Source organism: Sphingobacterium sp. UBA6645 (assembly GCF_002455685.1).
GTDB lineage: Bacteria > Bacteroidota > Bacteroidia > Sphingobacteriales > Sphingobacteriaceae > Sphingobacterium > Sphingobacterium hotanense.
In genome coordinates this window covers 38,014-63,802 of sequence record NZ_DKLH01000010.1, presented here as the reverse complement: position 1 = coordinate 63,802, position 25,789 = coordinate 38,014, and the positions used below count along the sequence as shown (strand labels likewise).

Here is a 25,789-nt window from a genome sequence, read left to right as displayed (position 1 = left end):
ATATTAAAGAAAATTTGCATATGTCAAAAACCTAGAACACCAGGAAAGGAAGGATAAAAGGATTGGCAGGATCATGGTTATCTTTTTCATCCTTCCTTTCCTGGTTGACGATAAAGCGTTTTTTCAAAGAGAAAATCATTCTTCTTTTCCTGCAAAAAATAAAAGATTCACCTTGATTTTGAACAAAAAAAAGGCGACCAATATTGGCCGCCATAGGTCTTAATACTAAATACTAGCTACTAATTACTAACCTATTTATTCAAAATTAAAAATAAAAATAGACTATAGTATTTAAGATTTTTCTCTTTAAATATTTCCTTTAAAGTTTGTATTGCTTTTGATTTAGCAAAGTAAACAGTACTCGGAGTCGTGTCCAGCATATCACATATTTCTTTAGTTTCCAATCCTTCGAAAAAAGACATCTTAAAGACTTTTGCTTGCGTAGCTGGCAATTTCTCCAATTCCTTTGAAATCGCGTTTAATAATTCATTATAGATTATTTGAGCTTCAAAATCCTGGTCGGGTTGGATTAACATATCAAGAGCATCAGAATCGTATTTCGCACGATTTACATTCAAATCCACATAATCGTAACAAGCATTTCTGGTAGAAAGGTAAAGGAATGCCCTTACATTATCCTCCGTCTTTGTTCTTTCCCTACCATTCCATAACTTGTAGAAACTATCCGAAACAATCTCTTCTGCTGCGCCTTTATCCTTCACAATTGAATATGCGAAGAAGCGTAACGAACTCCCATATTTCGACATGTAAAAGGTGAGTCCAGCTTCCTTTCCATTTCTTAAATCTGACAATGGCACTGATGAAGGTATCATAAAATAGTGCTTAGGTTTATTCTTGAAATTACTAAATAGTTTTAACACTCTAAAACAAATAGCGTCATTTTATCAATGACGCCATTCAATGTAATATTACGCCGAAAGCTATGAATAGTCCTCAATTAACTGAGAACAATTCAGCGCTTTTTCAAATAAATCCTGCGGGACGTAAAAATAGTGGTTTGAAGCTTCAAAACCGATACGAGAATCACTCCCTTGAACTTCCGCCAAACGAAGAGCCAGATCAATTTCCGATTTCAATATGTTTTTCAGCTTCGCTTTGACGTCATTTGAATTTGCCGATTGAAGCTCCCTTCTAGCCATAATAAACTTTGCTTGATTAACGATGCTAGCGTAATGCAAATAAAGAGCTTCCGCAACGTTAATCTCTTGTTGCATCAATTTGCTAATATTATTGTTCTTCGTTGCAGATTTCAAAATCAATATCCCACTTGAAAATCCGTCACACACCTTCTGAAGTTGGCTTACAAAAACATCTTCAGGATAAATACTTCGCCAGCTCTTCAAATCGTCATAAGGCAATCCCACCATGGTCGCTTTGTAATTTGTTTCGTTTTTCCATAGAAGATTGGATGGTCCAGCTTGTAATGGCGCCGTATATACTACACTGATATTGTAAGGAAACTCCCTAAAAGCCATACTAAAAATCTTCCAAGCTTCAGCGACTTTAGTACCGTACTCTCCATAACGATTTTCAGCGACTTTCAATATTGCTTCCTCGAAGGGCATCGATTTGTTTTTGCCGAGCATATCGACTAATTCGAGGTTTGGAGATGGATATCCTCCCAAACTCCAACCTAACATTAATCCCGTTACTCCAGCATTCCTTAAGTTTGAAATATGTTGTCCAACATTGTATAAAGCGGGGATATACGGTATTGCACCGATTTCCCAGCTATTGTTAGCTTGAATTTTTGCTATACAGGCTATATTGTTTTCCTTCGCTATTTTCCAATGCTTTGTAGCTCTTGGTCCAGGACCGATACTGCTTATTGAATACTCGCCTACTTGGCTTTTTATTCCTCCTCTTTCAATTGGTAAACTCCATTCGCTCACGCTCATAAAACTCAGTGACTCGTTCTTCAGACTCGGCAATACAACTTCCGCGATGCCGTCCTGCCACCCCCAGTCCCAAACAATCAATCGTGGTCTTTCAGCATGGCTGGCCAGTGTTTTTTTAGCCTTTCGATACCCATTTTCAATGGCGTCGATATATAAATTATTTAACTCTGCAATAACCTTTCCTGCCCCTTTGGGTCCGCAGTCAGGACATAGATTACCCCGATTGTGCGACCAACAATGCGTCGGATTTTCAGAGGCACTAATCGAGAAAAAACCACCTAAACCTGGTACTCGCTCTGCTATCACTGCAAGTGAACTTTTTAAATATTCCTGCACTTCAGATTTACTCGTACATAATGAATTTCCACTGCCCTTCAACTGAGGATATTTAGCAAAAAATTCTTTCGTTTGATTTCGAGGCTCGTTCAGATACAAAAAGATTTTTATACCCTTCTGACCGGCGCGATCTACCAATTTTGCCATATTAGCCAATCGTTTTTCCCAGTTCTTACTTTGTTTCATATCCCAAGGGAAGGGCGATATTTTGCTTAACACAATATGCATCCATATACTGTCGACACCTTTAGCGTGCATTTTTTCTAAATATGCGTCTGGATAAGAATCAGTACTCTCCGATAATAGAGGATCACCAAATAATGCGAAATATGGGTAAGCTAATCTTGGGCTAAACATGGAATCTCCCTCTTCGACTTTCGTCGGACTTGCCGCCGATAGCTCTTCGACAAAATGGAAGAAAGGTTCCTCTTGCTTTGGTAATCCTTTGGGAAACACGGATTGCAAGCGCTTCTTAAACTTCGCCAATTCTGCCTTATCCAAGCTCTTCATAGCTTCGGTATAATTTAAAGTTTTACATTTAGGCTTTAGATTCCCTAGTTTTACGTAGAAAAAATCATCTTCTATAAGCGTAAACTCCAAATGCTCATTTGTCCAATCCATTAAGATCAAAAGTTGAGACTTCGGCAATAAATGCCAATTTCTTCGAATAACAGTTAGATAACTGCGCTCCCACTGCGAATCGCTAACCGATTGCTCCTTCGGCAGCAACATTTCCCGTGCAAGTCCTCTTATCTGCGAAGCGGTGGCGCCAATGGTCTTTGCCATGCGTTCAGTGGGTACTAAATTCCAATTTCGCCACACAAAAGCATGTAGTAAACTTGGAAAATGCGTTGGAACTAATGCCAAAGGCCCCTCAGTATCAGGCTCTATTTGTTGAAACTGATAAGGTATCATTCCTAAGCCAAGGAAGGCTCCAACTGCCAATCCACTACTCGCTAAAAACTGACGTCTATTAATAGATGATGTTAAGGTCATAATATTTACTTTTTTGCAACACAATCAATTTCTACTTTTATTCCCTGCATAAGAACAGATTGTACGGTCGTTCGCGCAGGCTTAATATTTGGAAAATAGGTTCGATAAACGGAATTAAAGGCTTCGAAATCGTCCATATTAGCTAAATGAACATTACATTTCACGATGTTTTGAAACCCCATCTCCTCTTGCGACAAGATTAGTCTTATGTTCTCCATCGTTTGCTTAGTTTCCTCTTCAATATTGTTCAGAAGAAAGGTTCCTGTCGAAACGTCAACAGAACCTTGTCCACTTACATACATCCAATTACCATCTAATATGGCATCGCTTAACGGAGGGTCAGAGTTGAGCGGCCTCATTGGGTGTTTTATACTTTTCATCATTTGGTTTATGGTTTAATATTATAAAAATCTCGACATGTGTTTCCCCATATCGCTGCCTGTTCTAGCTCGGTAAGCTTCGAAATATGTTGTTCAACAATAGCACAAACTTGCGTATAAGATCCGCCGACCTTACATACAGGCCAATCACTTCCAAACATCATCCTATTTGGGCCAAATACCGATAGGCAAAAATCAACGACTTCCTTAAAATCATCGACTTTCCAATGATTCCAATCAGCTTCAGTAACTAGACCGGCTAATTTACAGCCAACATGATCCATTGACTTAAACTCTTTTATCTTCTTTTTCCAGTCTGTGAAATTTCTATTCTTGATGTCTGGCTTACCAATATGGTCTATTATTAATTTCTGATCAGACAATGTCTTACAAAATTCTAACGCTATATCTAGATGTTTCGGGTAGATTAATACATCGTAGCTAAAATTGTACTTCTTCAACAAGGCGATCCCATTCATAAAAGATGGTTTCAATAAAAAATTTAGATCAGGCTCCGATTGGACAATATGTCTAAATCCCTTCATTAGGTTATTCTTTGCATAGCATGCCAGTCTTTCTTCAATGTTGTTGCTCCGAAAATCAACCCATCCAACGACCGCAACAAAAGAAGGGTGCTGTTTAGCGATTGTCAATAGAAAATCATTCTCATTTTCACTCTGATCTGCTTGCACTAAAACCCCTTGTTCGATGCCTGCATCATTCATCTGGTGCAATAAATCATCGGGCATATAATCTGACTTCAGGACTTCCATTTCGTCGGTAATCCAAGCATCCTTTATTGGATGGTATTTCCAGAAATGGATGTGGCTATCTATTTTTATCATAAACTTCAGGCTAAACAGGAAGGTCCTGCCGGTTCAAAAAACTTGTATCCAAGCGAAAACTCAAAGTGTCCTAATTCTTCTGCTTTTGTTCTTTTACCGCCTGCTACTTCTGCAATACGAAGAATGATCTCATTCGCAATATCTTCCAAACTGCTCTCGCCCAATAGTATTTTTCCAGCATTCACATCCATATTTTCCTCCAAACGCACATAATTTTCTGGGTTTGCCATGATTTTTATGACGGGAGATATTGCAGAGCCAGCTACTGACCCCCTTCCAGTGGTGAATAAAATACATTGAGCACCCGAGGCGATCAATTCATTCATTTCCGAGATATCATTTGGATTTGGAAAACCGAAAGTAGGTACACCATCAGGTACAATATCCATTAAGTACAATCCAGGAACCGTTGGTAGATCGCAAGGTTTTAACAATCCGACTATTGCTGATGATCCACTCTTACAGTAGGCACCGATCGACTTTTCTTCCAATGTTGTCAGGCCGCCCTCGGCATTTCCGGGTGCAAAACTTCCATGCCCCATGTTCGCATAATAGGATGCGGCCTTTATTATCGTGTTTTTTAGTTCTTCCCCTAAGTCTGGGCGACTTGCTCTACGTTTTAAATCATCCTCTAATCCAATCATTTCACCGGTGTTTTCAAAAATACAGGTACTCTCGAGCGTCTGTAATTTATCGAAAGCTAATCCTGTGGCTGGATTGGCAGTCAACCCACTTGTAGCGTCGCTTCCTCCCGAGACCACCCCAATAATCATATCTTTCCAATAAATCTCAGTTCAAGGAACTTGATCTAATTGCGCTAATGCAAATGTTATAAACTGCTTACCCTCCTCGATAGCCATTTTCGTACCGCCGGTCTGTTGAATACCTACTAGCTTTACAGGTCTGTTGGAAGCCTCCACATGTTTCAGCAATGAGCTCCCGTTAAAACTTTCACATCCCAGAGACACCAATAGCACGGCTCCGACATTTGGTTGAGTGCAAAGCGAATGCATCATTCGCTCGGCGTAGCTATTCGGATAACAGCCACTAAATCCAATCATTTGAACTTGCTGTTCATCGAATTGTAGGGCTATTTTTTGAGCGACATGCCTGGCACATTCTACTAAATAAACGATTAGCACAATGTTTCTAATTCCTTTCCTTCCATCCGCGCGTAAATATCCACTGCCTAGGCTGTTATTTTTACTTGTTATCAAATCGTTCATCCTTAGAATATGTTGGTAAATAATCGCTTTTCAAATTATTTAAATGCACATGTTCTCCAAGTTGGATTTCCTTCGTGGCAGAACCGATCTTCATACCAAATTTGATGACTTTTTCACCTTTTTGGATTTTGCTGGCAGCGAGTTTATGCCCGCGTCCCATATCATAGGGAATTCTAATTGGATTACCATCAATCTCAATGAGTTCACCCGATAGAACCGGCTCTTTCAGAACATAGACATTGTCTTTATCATTAATCTTATATAACTTTTCCATCAATTTATACGTTAATGTGGTCTCAGCTTACTGCCTATTAAAGCGTAGAATAACAGATATAGATAAGCAGGAATACAGACTGAATAGGCGATTTGATGTTCATACAGATCCGCTAAATAACCGAAGATTAAAGGAAGCACTGCACCCCCAATAATACCCATCACCAACACTGAAGCTCCTTTTTTAGTAAAGCGTCCCAGGTCACGTAATGCCAAAGGAAATACCGTCGGCCATAGTAAGGAGTTTGCGACGCCTAGAGCGGCGACGAGATAGATAGAGATAATCGGTTCTACAACCAATATAACTATTGTAGTTACTATACCCAAAAGTGTGCATATAACAAGTCCCTGTCTTTGGGAAAGTCGTTTTGGTATTAGGCTTACGCCACACAAGTAGCCAAATACCATTCCAAAGGTCGTATACCAAACATAGTGTTCAGGATGTTTGAGATTTAAACTCTTTGCATAATCATTAATTGATCCAAGAGCAATTATTTCCACCCCGACATCAAAGAATATTGCAATCGCGCCGAGATATAAATGTGGGATCTGGAAGATGGATGATTTCGTATTTCCATAAACGCTGGCATCAAGCTCTGAACTTTCGCTATCTTCACCTGGTGCGGATATTTCTGGTAAAGGAGAAAAATAAATCGCAACCCCGACTAAAACGGCAATCGCAGCGATACTGTAAAATGGAATTTTTAGGTGGTTGATATCTACATTCTTTAAGTCTAAGAACAGGGCCAAAATAAAGGATGCACCTGCAAGTGCTAGTTTATCAGCGATCCCCATGATACTGATTCGCTTGGCTGCGGACTCCGGCGATCCCAGGATCGTCACATAAGAATTGATGGAGTCCGTGAGCAAGGTCTGCGCAATCCCCAACACAAAAAGGCCGAAAAGGAATAATTCAAAACTCGCTGACTGGGAAGAAAAAGCTATTAGTGTGAACCCACTTGCCAATATGAAAAATGAGGTACATATAGAATTACGGTATCCAATCTTCTTTAGCAATATTGCTGAAGGAATGGCAAAAAGCACGTAAGCTGAAAAAGTAGCTGTCATAATAAGATATGACGTTGCTGTTTTTAATGTAAATGCTTCTTGAACAAAAGGGATGAAATAGGCATTTATTCCTATAGAAAAGCCCAAAACCGCGTACATACACCCGATAATGATCAAATATAGCCTAACATTTGCTGTTGACAATGTTTTCATAATCTTGATATTAGGATTTCGGCTTCAATTTCGCTTTCAAATGATCCTTAACTCTGGCTAAGACAGCTTCACCGTACTCCAAGTTGGCGTCTTTTGCAGTCTGCGTATACCATTTGTCCTCCGAGAAATGATCCATATATACCCCTTCAGGACATACTGCCATCATTAATGCTGTTTCTAATTTCCCTGCATGATCAATAGGATATTCCTTTTGAATAGAATCGGACAATAATGGATAAGCTTGAATCCAATTAAATGGATTATCGCCTTCCTCATGCCCTTCATAATAATTTGCAGCGTCTGCTTTGCCCCACCAACCTTCACCAGATTGCCGCTCAATAAAATCGAACAAGGTTTGCCGTGCTGCTAATTTGAAAGATAAATCCGTAGGCATCCCTGCTGCAAAATTCTCACTCTGATGATGCACAATGATATGGATATTCCGAAAACCAATCCTTAGCAAGTTCATAAATAATGAACTTGCAAAAGGATAAAGTATATCTGGTCGATTATGTATACTACCATTTGCTTCAGGGCCTTCGACCGCGTAGCTCGCAGCGCCATAATAAAAGGCTGGTAAAATAATAAAGGGAACTTCGTTTTCTAATCGTGCTAACGTCTCGGTAATCACCAAAGTGTCTACTCCTGTGCATAGATGCTCTCCATGATATTCCAACACACCTAATGGAAGAACGACCGGAATGTTGTCAGCGATTGCTTTACGAATCTGTGTCGGAATCATTAATTCGTATCTCATAATAAATTAGTTTTAGCGTTTATCACTACCAACCTTGGTTCTGTTCTAGGTTTCCATTTTTATCAATTTCGCCTTGTGGAATCGGCATAAAATACATTTTGCTTTCAAACACGATCGGTGTTGCATCAACTTCAGGATAAGCATATGTGAAGCTACCGTCAGCATGCTTGGTTATTAGGGCCCCGTGATATTTTCTTCCATTTAAGACTGTTTCTGCCAATTTCCAACGTCTTAAATCCCAATATCTCTTCTTCTCAAAGCACATTTCCACATAACGTTCGTTACGAATCAAATCGCGCATCTGCACTTTATTTAGTGATCCTACTGCCAAATCTGACGTTATACCTGCGCGTTTTCGCAGCGTGTTCAACGCTTGATAGACGGAAGCATCTGGTGAGGAAAGCGCCTCGTTCTGAGCCTCTGCATAATTCAACAAAACCTCTGCATAGCGCAGTTCTATCCATGGCTGGTCACTTCCTGTGCTGCCGGTATATATTGTATTATCTGGATTGATAGCTTTTCGCGTATAGTAGCTCGTTATGGTGTTATAGATCGTATTCTCTTTTGAGGCGTCATAATCTCTTCCACCTGAGTATGTTTCCAACGTGATTTCACGAACTGGCGGACCAGAAGTTGTACCCTTGACTTTAGACCCATTAAATGCGATGAATGCATAAAAACGATTGTCGCGACCGACATAGGGATCGTTCGGATTGTAATTTGATCCCGCTTCTTTGATTCCTTTTCCGTTCTTCATCGGAAATGCGTCTACCAATTCCTGCAATGGAGATAGTTGACCAGCATTGTTATTGGCAAGGATTAGGGGTCTCAATCCAGCATCCCAGCTGTGTTGCTTTTCTGGTAATTTATATTGTATTTCAAAAATTGACTCAACGTGATTATTTGCCTTATCCAACCAGATTTTATTCAAATCGGGATACAAGCTATATTTGTTCAAATCCATTACATCTTTGCTTGCTTTCGCAGCCTCTGCCCAAAGTGAACTATTGTTTTCCTCGTTATACAGAGGACTAGCATAATACAATAAGGCTCTTCCTAACAATGCCATGGCAGATCCTTGGGATGCTCTTCCTCTCGGCGCTGAAGGGGGTAGTTCATCCTTAGCTAATCTTAATTCACTCACGATAAAGTCAAACGTTTCTTTAATACTGGCTCTTTTTACCATCAAATCATCCGAGATGTCTTGTGGTGTTGTTATGATTGGAATTCCACCATAACGTTTGACCATATCAAAATATAGAAAGGCCCTTAGAAAACGCGCCTCTCCTTTTAGGCGCTTTCGCGTTTCGTCATCTAGCGTAGCGCCATCAATCTTTGATAAAAACTCGTTTGCTCGACGAACCTGTTGGTATGCCCAAAAACCCAATGGATTATAAGTCTGATCCCATTGACCTCGAAGGATTTGGTTGGGTGCATCTCCCGTATAATTACATCGACCTTCATCGACGATGTTGTCTTGCGTATTTGAATATTCGTATCCTTGTCTATCATTATACATCTGGTTGACTAATAACTCAATTAATTTACCGTCCGACCATACGTCTTCTTCTGAAATAGCCGATGGATTTTTGGGGTCTAAAAAGTCTGACTCGCAGGAAGAAAAGGCGAAAGTAAAGAAAGCGACTATTGCTATATATTTTGTGAATTTCATAACGTTAATAATTAAAATGAAAGCATAACACCTAGGTTGTAATTACGTTGTTGCGGATAGTAGTTTCCAGCACCTGTTGCAGCTTCAGGATCTAATTCATCGATTTGGCTAATCGTGAATAGATTAAATCCTGATACATATAATCTCATTTTGCTGACTTTGATTTTATCTAACCAGTCGCCAGAGAAATTATATCCCAAGTCCAATGACTTTAATCGCACATAACCGGCCTTGCGCAACCAGAAATTAGAATCGCGATTATTGATTGATCGAGAGTCGACCCATGCAAGCGGATATTTGGCGTCTGGATTCTCCGGAGACCATGAATCAGCAAAATAAGCGAAGTTATTACTTGACCCACCGTTCAAATACATCACTCGTCCAGCGGCAGTCAACATCATATTACGCTGTGAAGCCCCTTGGAAAAAGAAATTCATGTCTAAATTTTTCCACGAGAGCGATCCATTAAAACCGTACATAATGCGCGGTTCACTTCCATAGTTAGCAATGACTTTTTGGTCTTGGATAGTAATCGCGCCATCACCGTCGATATCAGCGTATTTGATATCTCCTGGAAGACTTTGCAAACCGAACTGTTTGCCGCCATACCATGAATCGGCTTCTTCTTTTGATCGAAATAAACCCAATGCTTCGTAGCCTGCACGGTAGCCAATGGGACGCCCTAGTTGTTTATTGAAGTCCATCGCATTCGCGGGATCGTCGATTTGTGTAACTTCATTTGTTGCATAAGAGCCCACTAGCCTAAAATTGTAACTCCAGTCATTAACAGCGTTCTGATGGCCGATAGTGAATTCAATACCTTTACTTTTAACTTTGGCATAATTTTCATTTGGCAACTGGCGTCCAAAAGTTCCAGGAACCGATCTATCCTTGCTCCAAAGGATGTCGCGGGTATGTCGGAAGAAATAGTCAACTTCGAAATTCAACATAGAATTCCATAGGCTCCATTCCAATCCGATGTTCGTGTTGTCTTGTTTTTCCCAAGTAATATTATAATTCGGATAAACACCATATCCAACCTGTGGTACAGCTTGCCCGTCGACCACAGGCCCTGCCCCGGTTATGATTGAATAACTCTCTAAGAATTGATATGCATTCACTCGATCGTTACCTATCAAACCCTTAGATGCCCGTAGCTTTAGGTTATTTATAAAGTTCAAACTCTCATTATTCTTAAAAAAAGGTTCTTCTGAAATTCTCCAACCAGCAGAAACTGCAGGAAAGAAGCCAAATCGTCTCTCTTTCGGGAAACGATAAGAGCCATCATACCTAAACGTCCCTTCAAACAAATATTTTCCTGCGAAAGCATAATTCACGCGCCCCACGAGCGAACGACGTGCATCGTTAATATATCCACGTCCATCAATGGATTGATTAGTTGGTCCACTCGCAAAAAATTCATCTTTTATATTTGATATGAAATCTTCCTTTCTCGCGGTGAAGTTTTTACCTTTTGCTCCATATTGCTCATAGAGTAGCATACCGGCAACATTATGATTATTAAAGTCGCGGGCGTAGTTCATTGAAATATTGTAAGTCGTATTGGTCAAAGCATCAAAACCTTCGGTTAATGACGTTTTACTACCCACCATTTTTTCATTGGTCACATTTCCCTGTGCATCTTCATCGTACATGGTATAAGGCATCGCGAACACCTTATTGAAATAATGTTGTTTATAGTACGAGAAATTTCCGTTCAGTGCGAGTCCTTCAGTCAGTATGTCTAACTTTTGATTAAAGAATAACGTTCCTTGAAAAATATCGTATTCTTGATCTTTGTACCCAGAGTTTCTTATCATCTCTACCGGATGCGAACCTGTGGTATTAGCAGCTCTACCGCTTGGGTGATATGCTAAACGCGTAGGAGAAGCGTTGATAACACGATGAAAGATTTCCGAAGCGTCCCAACTTGGAGATTCAAAAAGCTCTTGTCGTGCTTCAAGATTTAATCCAACCGTTAAACTATTTGTTATTGAAGCATCGATATTTGAACGAATATTATATCGTTTGAAACCGATATTATCATATAGTCCGGTTTGGTTCAGATAACCTAGCGAACCAAAATATCGAACAGACTCGCTACCACCCTGAAGACTCAAATTATGTTGATTTTGAGGACTACGATCTTTGAACGTTTCAGCATACCAATCGGTTCCACTTTCCTTAAATTTCTGTAATTCAGCATCGGTATAGAAGTTATTTGCCTGTGCGGGGTTATTCGGGTCGTAGCCTTGATTATAGAATGCCTGATTGCGCGTAACGCCATAGTCATAAGCGGTCATTAACGTTGGATATTGGGTTGGCTCCTGCAGCCCTACCATGCCAGAGTAAGTTAAAACGGGTTTTCCGACTTTTCCTCTTTTTGTGGTAATCAGGATAACACCGTTTGCTGCGCGAGCACCATAAACCGCTGCGGCTGACGCATCTTTCAAAACGGAGATGCTAGCGACTTCGTTTGGATCGATATTTCCAAAGCCATCGGAACGAACAACACCGTCGACTACCACGAGTGGATTATTGTCATTCAGTGTGCTCAATCCGCGAACACGAATAGTGGATCCGTTCCCCGGGCGACCATCAGAGTTCACTGAGGAAACCCCAGGCATACGCCCCCCTATTGCATTCGATAAATTATTTGTTGGTGTTTTTGCAATTTCATCTCCACTAACTGTTGCCACAGAACCTGTTAAATTGATTTTCTTCTGCGTACCATATCCAACTACGACAACCTCATCAATATCATCAACAGCCTCCAATAAGGTTATATTTACATTTGAACGATTGCCAATTGCAACTTCTTTACTTGAAAACCCCATCAAATTGACAATTAAAACAGGGTTTTGAGTGGAATAGGATAAGGAATACTCACCTCTTTCATTTGTAGAAACAGCAGCAGAAGTGCCTTTTATCGCCACGGTGGCACCAGCTAGAGGCTCTCCTGACTCTTTGCTAACAACGCCTTGAACGTTGCTTTGCTGATTCCAAGCATTAAGACTCTCCGCATGAATCTGCAATTTTTGAGACTTCAGATTTCCGTTCTGCTTTTGCCTAATTACGATGATGTCATCTTGCATTTCCCAAGAAACGGGCTTTCCGTTTAAAAGGGACTCCATAGCGAGCGGTAAATCCATCGATTTCACATTAATATTCACCCTAAGCTCGGCTAGTTTTCTCCCATTCAGAAAAAACTGTTTACCGGTCTGCTGTTGAATGCTGCGCATGGCCTGTACCAAAGTGATGCCCTCCCCTTTCAGGGTAACTTGCTGCGCGAGTCCATTCCCTAGAACGGTGCAGATATTTAAGAAAGTTAATAAGACTATTAATTTCATGGCTAGTAAAAATGGCTTCCCTAAAGACCTGATTCGGTCTTTAACAATTGAATAAAAAATCATAATTTTAAGTGGTTTAAATTGTTTTTGTTGCTTTTAATTGGCCTTCCTACAGTTCAATTGATGAAATAATCGATTTAATCACGTCCAAATAGTGTAGCAGCACTATTTGGACTCATTTTTAATCCATTACTTCTTGACTACTAACCGAAAGCGGTTATCTTGTTTTTCCATTCTAAATTTTACACCTCCTTTTTCTAGTGTCTTTAGTACCGTGGTTAATTTATTGGAACGATTGATTTCTGCATAAAATTGAGATTGGGGCACCTCGCCTTCATAAAGAACATCGAAATCATACCATCTACTCAATACTTTCAATGCTTGACTCAAGTCCGTATTGTTGAAAATGAACTTATTATCCTTCCATCCTAAAATGTCGTCTGGATTAAATTGCGTCTTCTCGATAGATGAATCGCTAATAATCGACTGCTCTCCTGGAATTAGATTTAATTTTTCCGAAGATCTAAGTACTTCCCTAACACGGACTTTACCATGTACTAAGCTTGTTTTCTCTAGTTTATCGTCAGCATAAGCTTCTACATTGAAAGCTGTGCCTAGCACCTCTATAATTTGTCTTTTGGTATGTATTAAGAATGGTGTCCGAACCTGCTCTTGATCTGAAAGGTCTGTATGGAACCTCGTAGAAACTTCGAAATACCCTTCCCCTGACAGCTCTACTAATCGCTCATGGTTTTTAAACTTCAAAGGATACTTCAACACACTCCCCGAGTTTAACCAAACCTTTGTTCCGTCGCCTAAAACGAGATGATAGTTACCTCCTTTCGGAACCTCCAAACTGAGCATCACAGTATTTGATAATTCGGAGTCATTGCCAACAGATGTTCCATCGACATAGGATAAACCGTTATCTATCAGAAGCCCAGATTTCGCGGAATCAAGCTCGATAACTTTTCCATTATCGAGTCGCAGAATTGCTTTGGAAGAAGGCGTTGGTATTTCACTAACAATCTCGATATTAGAACTATTTCGACTTTTTTGATATAAAATAAACAAGGTAGAAATGGAGAGTGTGACAAGTAATAGACTCGCTATACGAAGCCATGACATTCGCCTAAATTTATTTGGGAAAACTTTAAATTCTTGCTCCCGAATCTTACCCAATGTTTGGATCCTCAACCTTTCCTCCCATGATTCATTATCGGATTTTTCTAACTCTAATTTTTCAACTAGATCATCCCACAATACACCATCTTCTCCGATCTTTTCGAGAACCCGTTGGAAATACGGATTGGAAGAAGCGTAGCATTCTAAAACAGTGGACTCTTCCTCAGTTATACTGCCATCGATTCGCTTCTGTAAAAGCGATAATATTTCATCGAGATTATACATTGGTTATTAACAATTTCACTAGAAACGGGAAACTGACTTAAACCTTAGCAAAAAAGTTTGATTTTTTTTACATAAAAAAAGATCCTCACAGAACAGAGAAAAGTATGCATAATGACTAAATCCAGCCATAACGACGATCCATCACAAAAAAAGGCGCCTTATCGGCGCCCTGCTCTAATGTCTAATGTCTTACATCTATGTCTGCTAAATACTACCTCAAAATTTGTTTCAAAAATTTGGTATAAGCATCGGAAATCTTCTTCATGCCTATATCGTTAGGATGCGCGTAGTCTACCGTAGATTCTATATCGAAGCCAATATCCTGACTTGACACCCAATACAAATTCGCATCGCCTTTTGCTTTAATCTCTTTAAAAGTCTCGAATGCGACCACCGAAGATGAGCCATATTCTGAAAGGTTACTTTTGCTCATAATGCCCGGCACCTCGCTAGAGCTGTGCGCCATCAGCATAATTGGCGTCTTGGGATGCTTCTTACGCAAGGTAGAAACCGCATTAATGATCAACTTTTTCAGATCATCAGCCGAACGATCTTTGGTAAGCGCTAGGTTAGGGATGCAATCCAACAAATAGGCGGCAGCATCGACATCATTGATGAGGTCTAGGATAGGCTGTTCCAGTCTACCATTTCCGGAGAACGCCAGATTGATGACCGGTTGGCTAAAGTTACGACCAAGCATATTCGTCCAGCCTAAACCTGGGCGTGTTGCACAAGCGCCCTGCGCGATAGAAGTGCCGTAGACAATAATTGGCTTTTCAGTATTTTTCTTGAATTCAAAGCTCGCACCTTCATTAACGCCGATCTCCATCCAATCAACCGCATTATAAAGGGGGAGATAAAGTCTATAATAGTTCCCTTTATCCGTTGGCACTGCAAGGTTTACGTAGTTGTAAGTAATGGTGTCAGCGAACTTGTATTTGCCGAAAGACCATTTCCAATCGCCCTCTTTTTCACCCTTTGCATATAGGTCGACACCGCTCACACCGGTGGTCGGCATATGGGGCATATTCAACGCATTGCGCACCTTATAGCGCACGGATACTTCCGGCGAGTTCGAAACAAACTCCACATAGATACCGGCAGCTTGCTGCCCTAGGTACCACACCGGTTCACGAACTTCTGATTTCAAATTCAATGGCAATCGAGCATAGGCATCGTCTGTTTTTAAAGCAGCTGTACGTCCCTGCAGAGCGGATTCTTGCAATGGATTATGCCAGGAAATACCCTGAGCCAACAAACTGCCGGTAGCCACAAGCAAGAAAAGAGAGCTCAATAAGCTCTCTTTCCAATTATGAAGTGTTTTCTTCATTATAATACTTTTACAGTTACATTTCTCAACCAAATATCATCACCGTGGTCTTGGAAACCGATAACACCGGCCTTTTCTTTTCCACCAACAGTGCTTAACAACTCAAATGCTAACGGCCATTTCTCCTTGCTGAATTTGCTAGCTTGTAGCAATTCAATCCAAGACGGCGTCCATAGTTCGTATTCTACGACTTTTTCATCGTTTTGATAGTGCGTTACTTTCCCTTTATTAACGACAATCTTCGCTCTATTCCACTCTCCTGCTGGGAAAGCATTCTGCGGCTTTGCTGGAATCATGTCATATAAAGACGCGGATTTACGGTTGCCATCAACACCTTGCTTTGCATCCGGGTGGTTCTGGTTGTCTAGCAATTGATACTCAGGAGAAGAGATATAGATTGGTTGGTTTTTAACCTCTTTAGCTAAGAAGAACACACCTGAGTTTCCCGCCTGCGAGATTTTCCATTCAAATTCTAATTCAAAGTTTTTAAAATCGTGGGCAAAAATAATATCGCCACCTTCCGCCTTCGCATTCCCTCCCGGTGCTTTCGAGAATTTCAATGTACCATTGTCGATAGCCCATTTTGCAGGCACATGGTCTTTATTGTACCCTCTCCATCCATTTAAAGAAGACCCATCAAATAATACATAAGCGCCCGCAGAGTTCTTTTTGAAATCTTTAAGATTGACCTTTGGAAGATTATTTAATTCGTATACAGGCTGCGCTTGAGGCGCTGTGGTAGATGATTTTGTTGCACAGGAACCTAATGTTAAACCAAATGCAACGATTAATCCATACGCAAAATTTCTTTTCATAGTCATTAGTCGATTAAGTTGAAAGATTAAATTTAGTGAAACAAATCGTAAATGCAAGGTTTAAAATTGCTGTCCTTCCATGTCGCCCATATCGTTTTGCTCTCTTCTCTCTTTCTTATTTAAGTCTTGAATACCGAAACGGTAAGAGAATGAAAGAGTAACCATTCTACGCATCCAACGGTGTGAGAAATGCATTTGACGATCCGCTAGATAGTTTTTCATTTCAAATTTACGTGTATTGAACACGTCTCTTGCATTCAAGCTTAAGGTACCTTTATTCTTTAAGATATCTTTCTTAAGCGCTACATCCACCCCTTTCATCGGTTCCATCTGCCCTTGCATGGTTTTCATGCCGCTGCGATAATCTCCACGAATTTGTGCAGAAAAAGTAGGCGTAAATTTCACGTTCGTGGTCAGGTTTCCATTCCAGTTGAAGGACTCACGCTCGTTTAATCCCAACCCCGGTTTAGGATTGAATTTGATAGAAGATAAGTTTAAGTTTCCTGTAACATCCCACCAGCTAAAAATATTGACCTTGGAGATCAACTCGAAACCGGCAACATCCATATCGGAGGCATTTTCCCATTTTGAATAATTCACATTTGTGCGGTCGCCCACAATTTCCGAAATCATGGATGGATCGTACAATACCGGTTGTACTTCATCATTTACACGACGATAGAAAGCAGAAGCTACGAAATTCCATTTATCATAGAATTTAGAGAAACCTAACTCCATGGCATGGATATCCTCCGGCAATAGGTTTGGATTTCCTTGCATAAAGTTCTGCTCGTCTGACATGTTGATAAATGGATTCACCTGCCACCCTCTAGGACGTTGTACGCGACGTGAATAACTTAACTGTATCTTATCCGTCTTCGCTTCCCCCACGCCATAACTCAAGAATACACTTGGATATAAGCGGAAATAATCTAATTTTCCATCAGCACGGATAGGTACTGTAGGCGCATCTTCATCAAAAGAATAGATGCTGGTATTTAAATAAGCCTGTTCGGCGCGCAAACCTAATTGTGCTCCTAATCGGTCGGTCAATTTACGTTGATAATTGGCATACAGCGCATGTACAGCACTGCTCATATCGAAATCATTCGTAACCGAAAAATCTGTCGCGAATTCATTCGTGATGGTGTCTAATAGTGCGGAATACTGGCTTTCATCCGCATAACGTAAGATAGAGCGGTAGCCAGCTTCAAACTTATGATCCTCGCCTAATGGGAGCGTATAGTCTAATTGGAAGTTCCAGTTTCTGCCAAGCTCAGAAGTGGTATTCTGACGTCTTAAATCAGCGATGCCGCTTGCATAGGTTTGGTGGAAATCGTTTGTACCATCTTCCGTGTCATAACCGAATGAGACGTTCGCCATTAACTCTTCGCCTTCACGTTTAAAAGTACGCTTATAGTCTAACTGTGCATCAACTCCGAAATCCTGCTCTTCCTGCATCGCGTTTCTAAAACTGCTTGCACCGTATTCAGGAATGTTCCAATATTGATAATTGATCTTACGGCCGCGTTCATTATCGCGGATACTGAAGTTTCCGGCAATACTAAGTGAATTTTTATCATTGATATAGTAGTCAGATCCCAAACGTATAGTGTGGTTGTAGCCTAATCGGGAGCTCTCGTCTTCGCTACGCGTGCGCGGACTTAAATCCGTAACCTGTCCGTTGATATATTCCGTATTATCATTGAAACCATCGCCCATTGAGTTTCTTCTGGCGAAGTTGTAGCTACCGAAGTAATTCACTTTACCCGGTCTGTAGTTCAATGTAACACCACCGTTTGCATTTTCATAATTACCTACAGAAGCATTCACCGAACCGTTCAGTCCCAATCGTGCATTTTTCTTTAGGATGATATTAACAATACCCGATTGCCCTTCGGCGTCATAGCGCGCAGAGGGGTTGGTGATAATCTCCACCTTATCAATCGCCTCAGCAGGCAGAGACTGTAAGAAGGCATTGATGTCAGAACCTGCCATTGCAGACTCCTTGCCATCGACTAAAATACGTACCGATGTAGAACCACGAAGACTGATCGCACCGTCAGATTCGACCTGCAAGGTTGGCACATTGCCCAACAATTCTTGCGCACTTCCCCCAATGCTGATTGTACTTTGGGATACATCGAATACCTTTTTGTCGATTCCAATCTGCAAATCCGGCACCCTTCCTTGAACTACGACTTCTTCAATCTGCTTACCATCTTCCAAAAGCGTGATCTTTCCAAGATTGAAATCCTGGTTCGCTGTAATGCTGATACTACCTCTGTTGTAGGTTTCATGTCCAAGAAAACTTATTTGTATACGATAGGTTCCTGCCGTTAGGTCTTCAAATCTGAATGTTCCAGCATTGCTTGTTTGCTGACCTTTTTGAGCACCCTGCGCGGCCGCAGGAATTAGATTGACACTCGCACCAATGGCTAATGTTATTCCGTCTTGTTCATAAACAGTTCCACGGATAATACCCTTCTGAGCAAATAAAATAAATGGAAATAGGAATAGGATGAGGAGTAGATGATTCTTCTGCATGCAATATCTTCGTTTCTAGTGATAAGATGCAAAATTGCACAATAAAGGGGGAACTGAGCCTATCGTAACTGCATTATTACGTGTGTCTTAGCCCCTTACTCAATGCTAACGGTAAGTCCCTCAGACTTTAAGATCTTTCGATAAACTTCCATTTCTGTATAGGAGCCTTCGAGAATGGCGCATTTTCCTTTGGTATGAACCGTCCAAGCTATTCTTGCAGCTTCTTCTTCGCCATATTGCAGATAATGCATCAAACATTCGATCACATGATCGAAGGTATTGATATCATCGTTCCATAAGATCAATCGATTGGACTCCTTGGTTACGGCTAGTATTTCTTCAAGTGTAAATGCCTCGGTTTCTACCTCTACGCTCATAATGCAAAAATAGCTTATTTTTCAAATAATTCCTTAATTTTGGCGAACTGTTTACTAATAAAGACCCTATGTTTCAATCAAAAATAGCTGGACTAGGCTACTATGTCCCTAAGAATGTATATACCAATAACGATATGACACGTTTTATGGAGACCTCTGATGAATGGATCCAGGAACGTACGGGTATCAAAGAAAGACGATTCGCCGACCGCGTTGGGGAGACTACAACGAGCATGGCAGTTGAGGCTTCTAAAATTGCGATCGAGCGGGCAAATACAACTGCTGAGGAAATCGATTTTATTATTTTCGCAACATTATCTCCTGATTATTACTTCCCCGGATGTGGCGTTTTGTTACAAAGAGAGATGGGAATGAAAGAAGTCGGTGCATTGGATGTCAGAAATCAATGTTCGGGCTTCGTATATGCACTATCTATTGCCGATCAGTTTATTAAGACCGGTATGTACAAGAATATTCTTGTGGTAGGATCTGAGAAGCATTCCTTCGCACTGGACTTTTCAACACGCGGACGCGCAGTATCTGTTATCTTCGGAGACGGTGCTGGTGCGGTCGTGTTACAACCGACTATAGAACCTGGAAAAGGCATCCTAAGTACACATCTTCACTCCGACGGTGCTGAAGCTGAGAAACTAGCGATGTATTATCCTGGAGCTTCTGCTGGCTGTTATTTGGAAAATCCTCCAGCATGGCCAGAGCAAGAGTTGGGCGGTATGTTGATGACGAAAGAAATGTTGGAGGATGGTTCTGCATTCCCATACATGGACGGACAAGCAGTATTCAAAAAAGCAGTCGTGAAATTCCCTGAAGTTATCGGGGAAGCCTTAGCAAAGAATAGCTTGAAACCGACCGACATCGATATGTTGATTCCGCATCAGGCAAACCTACGTATCTCCCAATTTGTACAAAAGACAATGGGATTACCGGATGAGAAGATTTTCAACAATATTCAGAAATATGGTAATACTACAGCTGCCTCTGTTCCGATCGCACTTTGTGAGGCTTGGGAACAAGGGAAAATCAAAGATGGCGACCTGGTATGTTTAGCAGCTTTCGGCGCTGGGTTTACTTGGGGATCAGCTTTAATTCGCTGGTAATAACCCAATAAAACTCTCATGTTGTCATTGAAACACCAACAGGGATGAAAGTTCATGATGGCTTCTGAAAACAAACACTTTCAGATAAAAAGAGCGGGCTATCGAAATCGATAGTCCGCTCTTTTTATGCGTTCTCTACTGACTCTTGGGAAAGCTTTTCAGTCTTTACGCTCTTCGCTGATTTCTTTTTAGGAAATCTCGAATTAAAAAAGACATCCCAAATCGACGAACTTACGCCAAATCCCTTTTCAGGATCTGAGTAATGATGTAACATATGGTGGTCTTTTATTCTCTTAAAGAGTCCGGATTTGAAATTTGCATGATGCATCGCATAATGGCTCTCGTCATAAATCAAGTATCCTAAGAGAAATCCAGCAAAGAACGCCGCCAAGGTAAACTCGGCAAAGAAAAAACTAAATAGAATATAAATAATAGTAGCCATTGGAATACTGGCTGATAATGGCATAACTAGACGCAATCTATCCTTCGGAAAGTCATGATGTACGCCGTGGAAGATGAAGTGAACACGCTGACCGAACTTTGAAGTAGGTTCGTAATGAAATACCCAACGATGAAGAACATATTCTGCTAACGTCCAGAAAGCTAGTCCGAAGATAAACCACAAGGCTATGGCGCCCGCCGTCATCCCTCCTTGAGCTGAAGCTTTCCATATAAAATAGATGATAACCGGTATCCAAAAGATAAGTGGAACTGTAAAGTGAACTTTGGTTAAGGACTCCAAAAAATCGTTCTTAAACATTCGTGAGGATCCCGTAGAATTCGAAACATATAACTTCTTCGCCATAGTACATCTATTAAAAAAGTAAACCCTAATAGTTAATAATCTAGCCGCAATAGCGTTCGGCTAGCCTAATTGAATTAGAACAAATGTACTTAAAAATGGTTGGGCGCTCTTGAATTAGCTAATATTTTGACAATTTTTAGATAAAAGTCAGAAATAGTAGTTAGTACTTAGTAGTTAGTATTTAGACCTAGGGTTGGAATTAGATTCTATGTATGAGAGAATAGGTGTAATACAATAAATATAAGACACCTCCAAACCATCTCTCCTCTCCTAGATACCTTTTCTCAGAAATACATATCCACAATCCTTAATAACCTACATCTGATATCTAAAATATAATATCAGCCCTAGGTCTAAATACTAACTACTATATACTAAAAAAGCCGCTGACTAAGTCAGCGGCTTTCCTTATACAAATATTTGTTATGCTTATCCGTTTGATAGCGCTGCAGCACCGGAAACAATCTCTGTTAACTCAGTAGTAATAGCAGCTTGACGAGCTTGGTTGTATGACAATTTTAATGAACGCAATAGATCACCTGCGTTTTCAGTTGCTTTGTCCATTGCAGTCATACGAGCACCATGTTCTGAAGCATTAGAATCAAGAACAGCTTTGTAAAGCTGAATCTTAATTGCTTTAGGAATTAGCTCTTCAATAATCTTCTCTTTAGAAGGCTCGATAATGTAATCAAGTTCTGCAACATTCTCTTCTTTTTCTTCAGGTAGCAGAGGTAAGATTTGCTCTGAAGTAAGGATTTGAACTGCAGCATTGCGGAATTGGTTATAAACAACCTCTACGCGGTCGATATTACCTTCCTTGAATTGATCCATAACATATTCTGTCACTTTAGACACATTTTCAAAGTCTAAGTTGTTGAATAGTTCATTATGGTTTCCAATTACATTAAAGTTACGTCTGCTAAAGAAATCATGACCTCTCTTACCGATAGCAATAATACTAACATCACCTCTTGCAAATTGATCTGCATATTTATCAGCGATCAAGTTGTTGGCAGTCTTAATGGCATTCGCATTGAATGCACCTGCCAAACCTCTATTCGAGGTAACCACAATAACCATAACCTTTGTAGGGATACGATCTTGTGTATAAGGCGAATTATTACCCTCTACAGATGCTGAAACTTGTGCTAAAATGTCTCTCAACTTGTTTGCATAAGGACGTAATTGCACAATAGCATTTGTCGCACGCTTCAACTTCGCAGCGGAAACCATTTTCATAGCTTTCGTAATCTGCTGAGTTGATGTTACGGAGGTAATACGATTTCTAACTTCTTTTAAGTTTGCCATATTTCTTTTTTAGATATAGGATCTTAGATTTCAGATGAGTGAACTATCCATTAAGAATAAATCGCCCACCCTACTCTATAGATCTAATGTCTATACTCTAATGTCTAATTAATATTTAGAAGCTAATTCTTTAGCTACTTTTTCTAATACATCAGTCAACTCATCGGAGAACTTACCTGCTTTTAACGCAGATAATACTTCTGGATGACGTTGCTCCAATTGAGTTAAGAACTCCTCTTCGAACTGTCTTACTTTATTTACTGGAACAGCACGTAATAAACCTTTTGTACCTGCGTAAATAATAGCAACTTGTTTCTCTACAGCAACTGGTGAGTATTGACCTTGTTTAAGGATTTCCACGTTACGAACACCTTTATCTAATACTGCTTTAGTAGCAGCATCTAGATCAGAACCGAATTTCGCGAAAGCCTCTAGCTCACGGTATTGAGCTTGGTCTAATTTCAATGTACCAGCAACTTTCTTCATCGACTTAATCTGCGCATTACCACCAACACGTGATACCGAAATACCTACGTTGATCGCTGGACGGATACCTGCGTTGAATAAGTTAGACTCTAAGAAGATCTGACCGTCAGTAATCGAAATTACGTTAGTCGGGATATAAGCTGATACGTCACCCGCTTGAGTTTCGATGATAGGAAGAGCTGTTAATGAACCACCACCTTTAACTAAGTGCTTGATAGACTCAGGAAGGTCGTTCATATTACGAGCAATCTCATCAGAAGAGTTGATCTTCGCAGCACGCTCTAATAAACGAGAGTGAAGGTAGAATACGTCTCCTGGGTATGCCTCACGGCCTGGAGGACGTTTTAATAATAATGACACCTCACGGTAAGCCACTGCTTGTTTAGATAAATCATCATAAACGATTAATGCAGGACGACCTGTATCACGGAAGAACTCACCGATTGCAGCACCCGCCATTGGCGCGTAGAACTGCATTGGAGCTGGATCAGCTGCAGATGCAGACACGATCACTGTATAAGGCATTGCACCTCTTTCTTCCAATGTACGTACGATGTTAGCAACTGTAGAGTTCTTTTGACCTACAGCAACATATATACAGTATACTGGTTGACCAGCATCATAAAATTCTTTTTGATTCAAGATAGTATCGATACATACCGCAGTTTTACCTGTCTGACGGTCACCGATTACTAACTCACGCTGTCCACGACCGATTGGAATCATCGCGTCAATCGCTTTGATACCAGTTTGTAATGGCTCAGTTACTGGCTGACGGTAGATAACACCTGGCGCTTTACGCTCGATAGGCATTTCATATGTTTCACCAGCGATAGGTCCTTTACCATCGATTGGTTGACCTAAAGTATTTACTACACGGCCTAACATACCTTCACCTACTTTAATAGATGCGATACGGTTAGTACGTTTGATAGTATCACCTTCTTTGATTTCATCTGAAGAACCTAAAATTACGACACCCACGTTGTCTTCTTCTAAGTTCATCACGATACCTTGTAATCCGTTTGCAAACTCAACCAACTCACCTGATTGAACTTTTGTTAAGCCGTAAATACGTGCAATACCGTCACCTACTTGTAATACGGTACCCACTTCTTCTAATTCGGCCTCTGACTTAAAGCCTGACAATTGCTCTCTTAGAATTGCCGAAACTTCATCTGGTCTTACCTCTATCATTGTTTAAATTCGTATAAGGGGTTTTTATTCTATTATTTCTTGTCTCGCTAGGCCTATTAATTCTGCCCTGCGAAATGTCTTTCTAATTTCTCTAATTTACCGTTGATGCTTGCATCAATTTGTCTATCACCAACGCGAACAACAAAACCACCAATTAAAGACTTATCAACCTTGTTAGACAAGATTACCTCTTTATTGATTTGTTGAGCGATAGCAGTACGCAAAGCTTGTAAATTATCTTCCGATAGCGGAGCTGCTGAAGTAACTTCTGCTTTCACAATGCCCTTCACTTCGTTGTACTCGGCGATGAACTCCTGCGCAGTAGCAAATACCAATTCAGCACGTCCTTTTTTCACCATGATATTGAAGAAACCAATAATCTCTGGCTTCACCTTACCTTGGAATAATGCGTTCAAGATCGCCAATTTCTTATCTGTTTTGATAATTGGGTTCTTTAAAACAGCTTGCAACTCGGTACTCGATTTAATGATCGACACGATTTCTTCCATGTCGCCCTTAATCTCGTCTAAGTTGTTATGCTCTTTTGACAAATCAATTAATGATTTGGCATATCTTGAAGCTACTTTGAAAACTGACATACGTTAATTCTTAATTTGGTAAGCAATTAGTTTAATTTCACATCTTTCAACAAATCAGAAACTAATGCTTCTTGTTTGTTTTGATCTTCAAACTCTTTGCTTAATACTTTACGAGCAATATCCAAAGATAATGCAGACACTTGATTTTTAACCTCAGCTAAAGCTTTTTGTTTTTGGTCTTCGATCTCACGTTTTGCTTGCTCGATGATTTTACCACCTTCTGCTTGAGCTACTTCTTTCGCTTCAGCAACAATCTTATCTTTCAATTCTTTTGCTTCTTTCAAGATGATATCACGTTCTTCACGAGCTTGCTTTAATAAAGCCTCATTCTCGTTCGTTAAACGCGCCATCTCTAACTTCGCTTTCTCAGCGGAAGCTAAAGCATCAGAAATACCTTTTTCGCGCTCTTCTAAAGCGTTTACAATAGGTTTCCAAGCAAACTTACCTAGGATAAAGATAACGATCAATAAGATGATCAATTGCCAGAAGAACAGACCGTACGAAAACTGATTAATTAATGCGTCCATTTATGTATGTATAAAATATAGATTTTAAGTTCTTTTTTTTGTTAAAACATAACTTGCAACCAACCGTTACAAGTTATGCTTATTTTTTTCAAATCTTGGGGCTTATTTACCTAAGATTAAAGCACCGAATGCTAAACCTTCAACAAGGGCACCGATGATGATCATTGCAGTTTGAATTTTTGATGCTGCTTCTGGTTGACGAGCGATAGCTTCCATTGCAGAACCACCGATTTTACCTAAACCTAAACCTGCACCAATTACGATTAAACCTGCACCTACTAAATTTGGGATCATAATA

General features: G+C 40.3%; 24 protein-coding genes. 1 reads left to right on the top strand and 23 read right to left on the bottom strand.

From position 1 onward, the window contains the following. Nucleotides 1-31 precede the first annotated feature (31 nt). From B2400_RS02140 to B2400_RS02065, 17 genes are all read right to left on the bottom strand, one after another. On the bottom strand, nucleotides 32-214 hold the full coding sequence (locus B2400_RS02140) for a hypothetical protein (protein ID WP_293930503.1): 183 nt from the start codon (nucleotides 212-214) through the stop codon (nucleotides 32-34). 37 nt (nucleotides 215-251) lie between these two features. Continuing rightward, nucleotides 252-833, bottom strand: coding sequence for an RNA polymerase sigma factor (locus B2400_RS02135; protein ID WP_293930501.1), 582 nt, complete (start codon nucleotides 831-833; stop codon nucleotides 252-254). Nucleotides 834-941: 108 nt separating this feature from the next. Next, the gene (locus tag B2400_RS02130; protein ID WP_293930500.1) at nucleotides 942-3,251 is read right to left on the bottom strand and encodes a hypothetical protein; all 2,310 of its coding nucleotides are present in this window, start codon (nucleotides 3,249-3,251) and stop codon (nucleotides 942-944) included. Nucleotides 3,252-3,256: 5 nt separating this feature from the next. Next, nucleotides 3,257-3,634 carry a RidA family protein gene (locus tag B2400_RS02125; RefSeq protein ID WP_223110862.1) on the bottom strand — a complete coding sequence of 126 codons (378 nt, stop codon included), beginning with the start codon at nucleotides 3,632-3,634 and terminating at the stop codon, nucleotides 3,257-3,259. A 5-nt stretch (nucleotides 3,635-3,639) separates the two neighbouring features. Further along, nucleotides 3,640-4,476 (bottom strand): amidohydrolase family protein, encoded by an 837-nt coding sequence (locus B2400_RS02120; protein ID WP_293930499.1) that lies wholly within the window; start codon nucleotides 4,474-4,476, stop codon nucleotides 3,640-3,642. 5 nt (nucleotides 4,477-4,481) lie between these two features. After that, complete coding sequence (locus tag B2400_RS17820) at nucleotides 4,482-5,249, bottom strand: hypothetical protein (protein WP_349681672.1); 768 nt, start codon at nucleotides 5,247-5,249, stop codon at nucleotides 4,482-4,484. Nucleotides 5,250-5,270: 21 nt separating this feature from the next. After that, nucleotides 5,271-5,702, bottom strand: a complete 432-nt coding sequence (locus B2400_RS17815) for a UxaA family hydrolase (RefSeq protein WP_349681671.1) — start codon at nucleotides 5,700-5,702, stop codon at nucleotides 5,271-5,273. Beyond that, nucleotides 5,680-5,976 (bottom strand): UxaA family hydrolase, encoded by a 297-nt coding sequence (locus tag B2400_RS02110; RefSeq protein WP_293930498.1) that lies wholly within the window; start codon nucleotides 5,974-5,976, stop codon nucleotides 5,680-5,682. Before B2400_RS02110 ends, B2400_RS17815 begins: the two co-directional genes overlap by 23 nt. Nucleotides 5,977-5,987: 11 nt before the next feature. Continuing rightward, nucleotides 5,988-7,196 (bottom strand): glucose/galactose MFS transporter, encoded by a 1,209-nt coding sequence (gluP, locus tag B2400_RS02105; RefSeq protein ID WP_293930497.1) that lies wholly within the window; start codon nucleotides 7,194-7,196, stop codon nucleotides 5,988-5,990. Between the two features lie 10 nt (nucleotides 7,197-7,206). Then, entirely contained in the window at nucleotides 7,207-7,953 is a 747-nt protein-coding gene (locus B2400_RS02100; RefSeq protein WP_293930496.1) for a creatininase family protein, read from the bottom strand. A 25-nt stretch (nucleotides 7,954-7,978) separates the two neighbouring features. Then, complete coding sequence (locus B2400_RS02095; RefSeq protein ID WP_293930495.1) at nucleotides 7,979-9,625, bottom strand: RagB/SusD family nutrient uptake outer membrane protein; 1,647 nt, start codon at nucleotides 9,623-9,625, stop codon at nucleotides 7,979-7,981. An 11-nt stretch (nucleotides 9,626-9,636) separates the two neighbouring features. Beyond that, nucleotides 9,637-12,975, bottom strand: a complete 3,339-nt coding sequence (locus B2400_RS02090; RefSeq protein ID WP_293930494.1) for a TonB-dependent receptor — start codon at nucleotides 12,973-12,975, stop codon at nucleotides 9,637-9,639. 189 nt (nucleotides 12,976-13,164) lie between these two features. After that, a complete protein-coding gene (locus B2400_RS02085; protein ID WP_293930493.1) occupies nucleotides 13,165-14,385 on the bottom strand; it encodes a FecR family protein in 1,221 nt (406 codons plus the stop codon). A 211-nt stretch (nucleotides 14,386-14,596) separates the two neighbouring features. Continuing rightward, nucleotides 14,597-15,715, bottom strand: coding sequence for an SGNH/GDSL hydrolase family protein (locus B2400_RS02080; RefSeq protein ID WP_293930491.1), 1,119 nt, complete (start codon nucleotides 15,713-15,715; stop codon nucleotides 14,597-14,599). After that, nucleotides 15,715-16,530 (bottom strand): 3-keto-disaccharide hydrolase, encoded by an 816-nt coding sequence (locus B2400_RS02075; protein ID WP_293930489.1) that lies wholly within the window; start codon nucleotides 16,528-16,530, stop codon nucleotides 15,715-15,717. Before B2400_RS02075 ends, B2400_RS02080 begins: the two co-directional genes overlap by 1 nt. Before the next feature lie 60 nt (nucleotides 16,531-16,590). Next, complete coding sequence (locus tag B2400_RS02070) at nucleotides 16,591-19,077, bottom strand: TonB-dependent receptor domain-containing protein (RefSeq protein WP_293930487.1); 2,487 nt, start codon at nucleotides 19,075-19,077, stop codon at nucleotides 16,591-16,593. A gap of 95 nt (nucleotides 19,078-19,172) precedes the next feature. Next, on the bottom strand, nucleotides 19,173-19,454 hold the full coding sequence (locus tag B2400_RS02065) for an ATP-dependent Clp protease adaptor ClpS (protein WP_149525026.1): 282 nt from the start codon (nucleotides 19,452-19,454) through the stop codon (nucleotides 19,173-19,175). 68 nt (nucleotides 19,455-19,522) lie between these two features. Here B2400_RS02065 and B2400_RS02060 point away from each other — a divergent pair, with 68 nt between their 5' ends. Beyond that, the gene (locus B2400_RS02060; protein ID WP_293930484.1) at nucleotides 19,523-20,569 is read left to right on the top strand and encodes a 3-oxoacyl-ACP synthase III family protein; all 1,047 of its coding nucleotides are present in this window, start codon (nucleotides 19,523-19,525) and stop codon (nucleotides 20,567-20,569) included. Between the two features lie 124 nt (nucleotides 20,570-20,693). On the opposite strand, the gene B2400_RS02055 is transcribed toward B2400_RS02060, so the two are convergent. The 6 genes from B2400_RS02055 to atpE all read right to left on the bottom strand — a co-directional run bounded on the left by B2400_RS02055 (nucleotide 20,694) and on the right by atpE (nucleotide 25,785). Then, on the bottom strand, nucleotides 20,694-21,374 hold the full coding sequence (locus B2400_RS02055; RefSeq protein WP_293930482.1) for a sterol desaturase family protein: 681 nt from the start codon (nucleotides 21,372-21,374) through the stop codon (nucleotides 20,694-20,696). Between the two features lie 429 nt (nucleotides 21,375-21,803). Then, nucleotides 21,804-22,682: an ATP synthase F1 subunit gamma gene (gene atpG, locus B2400_RS02050; protein ID WP_149525024.1), complete on the bottom strand. Its 879-nt coding sequence runs from the start codon at nucleotides 22,680-22,682 to the stop codon at nucleotides 21,804-21,806. A gap of 108 nt (nucleotides 22,683-22,790) precedes the next feature. Beyond that, nucleotides 22,791-24,365, bottom strand: coding sequence for a F0F1 ATP synthase subunit alpha (gene atpA, locus B2400_RS02045; protein ID WP_293930481.1), 1,575 nt, complete (start codon nucleotides 24,363-24,365; stop codon nucleotides 22,791-22,793). 56 nt (nucleotides 24,366-24,421) lie between these two features. Then, nucleotides 24,422-24,964 (bottom strand): F0F1 ATP synthase subunit delta, encoded by a 543-nt coding sequence (locus tag B2400_RS02040; protein ID WP_149525022.1) that lies wholly within the window; start codon nucleotides 24,962-24,964, stop codon nucleotides 24,422-24,424. A 26-nt stretch (nucleotides 24,965-24,990) separates the two neighbouring features. After that, nucleotides 24,991-25,491, bottom strand: a complete 501-nt coding sequence (locus B2400_RS02035; protein ID WP_149525021.1) for a F0F1 ATP synthase subunit B — start codon at nucleotides 25,489-25,491, stop codon at nucleotides 24,991-24,993. Nucleotides 25,492-25,593: 102 nt separating this feature from the next. Continuing rightward, complete coding sequence (gene atpE / locus B2400_RS02030; RefSeq protein WP_099367593.1) at nucleotides 25,594-25,785, bottom strand: ATP synthase F0 subunit C; 192 nt, start codon at nucleotides 25,783-25,785, stop codon at nucleotides 25,594-25,596. Nucleotides 25,786-25,789 lie beyond the last annotated feature (4 nt).

Bases quoted from the DNA above. Each gene is read 5' to 3' on its own strand.
- B2400_RS02140 (WP_293930503.1), bottom strand. From the start codon at position 214: ATGGCGGCCAATATTGGTCGCCTTTTTTTTGTTCAAAATCAAGGTGAA.
- B2400_RS02135 (WP_293930501.1), bottom strand. From the start codon at position 833: ATGATACCTTCATCAGTGCCATTGTCAGATTTAAGAAATGGAAAGGAA.
- B2400_RS02130 (WP_293930500.1), bottom strand. From the start codon at position 3,251: ATGACCTTAACATCATCTATTAATAGACGTCAGTTTTTAGCGAGTAGT.
- B2400_RS02125 (WP_223110862.1), bottom strand. From the start codon at position 3,634: ATGATGAAAAGTATAAAACACCCAATGAGGCCGCTCAACTCTGACCCT.
- B2400_RS02120 (WP_293930499.1), bottom strand. From the start codon at position 4,476: ATGATAAAAATAGATAGCCACATCCATTTCTGGAAATACCATCCAATA.
- B2400_RS17820 (WP_349681672.1), bottom strand. From the start codon at position 5,249: ATGATTATTGGGGTGGTCTCGGGAGGAAGCGACGCTACAAGTGGGTTG.
- B2400_RS17815 (WP_349681671.1), bottom strand. From the start codon at position 5,702: ATGAACGATTTGATAACAAGTAAAAATAACAGCCTAGGCAGTGGATAT.
- B2400_RS02110 (WP_293930498.1), bottom strand. From the start codon at position 5,976: ATGGAAAAGTTATATAAGATTAATGATAAAGACAATGTCTATGTTCTG.
- gluP (WP_293930497.1), bottom strand. From the start codon at position 7,196: ATGAAAACATTGTCAACAGCAAATGTTAGGCTATATTTGATCATTATC.
- B2400_RS02100 (WP_293930496.1), bottom strand. From the start codon at position 7,953: ATGAGATACGAATTAATGATTCCGACACAGATTCGTAAAGCAATCGCT.
- B2400_RS02095 (WP_293930495.1), bottom strand. From the start codon at position 9,625: ATGAAATTCACAAAATATATAGCAATAGTCGCTTTCTTTACTTTCGCC.
- B2400_RS02090 (WP_293930494.1), bottom strand. From the start codon at position 12,975: ATGAAATTAATAGTCTTATTAACTTTCTTAAATATCTGCACCGTTCTA.
- B2400_RS02085 (WP_293930493.1), bottom strand. From the start codon at position 14,385: ATGTATAATCTCGATGAAATATTATCGCTTTTACAGAAGCGAATCGAT.
- B2400_RS02080 (WP_293930491.1), bottom strand. From the start codon at position 15,715: ATGAAGAAAACACTTCATAATTGGAAAGAGAGCTTATTGAGCTCTCTT.
- B2400_RS02075 (WP_293930489.1), bottom strand. From the start codon at position 16,530: ATGAAAAGAAATTTTGCGTATGGATTAATCGTTGCATTTGGTTTAACA.
- B2400_RS02070 (WP_293930487.1), bottom strand. From the start codon at position 19,077: ATGCAGAAGAATCATCTACTCCTCATCCTATTCCTATTTCCATTTATT.
- B2400_RS02065 (WP_149525026.1), bottom strand. From the start codon at position 19,454: ATGAGCGTAGAGGTAGAAACCGAGGCATTTACACTTGAAGAAATACTA.
- B2400_RS02060 (WP_293930484.1), top strand. From the start codon at position 19,523: ATGTTTCAATCAAAAATAGCTGGACTAGGCTACTATGTCCCTAAGAAT.
- B2400_RS02055 (WP_293930482.1), bottom strand. From the start codon at position 21,374: ATGGCGAAGAAGTTATATGTTTCGAATTCTACGGGATCCTCACGAATG.
- atpG (WP_149525024.1), bottom strand. From the start codon at position 22,682: ATGGCAAACTTAAAAGAAGTTAGAAATCGTATTACCTCCGTAACATCA.
- atpA (WP_293930481.1), bottom strand. From the start codon at position 24,365: ATGATAGAGGTAAGACCAGATGAAGTTTCGGCAATTCTAAGAGAGCAA.
- B2400_RS02040 (WP_149525022.1), bottom strand. From the start codon at position 24,964: ATGTCAGTTTTCAAAGTAGCTTCAAGATATGCCAAATCATTAATTGAT.
- B2400_RS02035 (WP_149525021.1), bottom strand. From the start codon at position 25,491: ATGGACGCATTAATTAATCAGTTTTCGTACGGTCTGTTCTTCTGGCAA.
- atpE (WP_099367593.1), bottom strand. From the start codon at position 25,785: ATGATCCCAAATTTAGTAGGTGCAGGTTTAATCGTAATTGGTGCAGGT.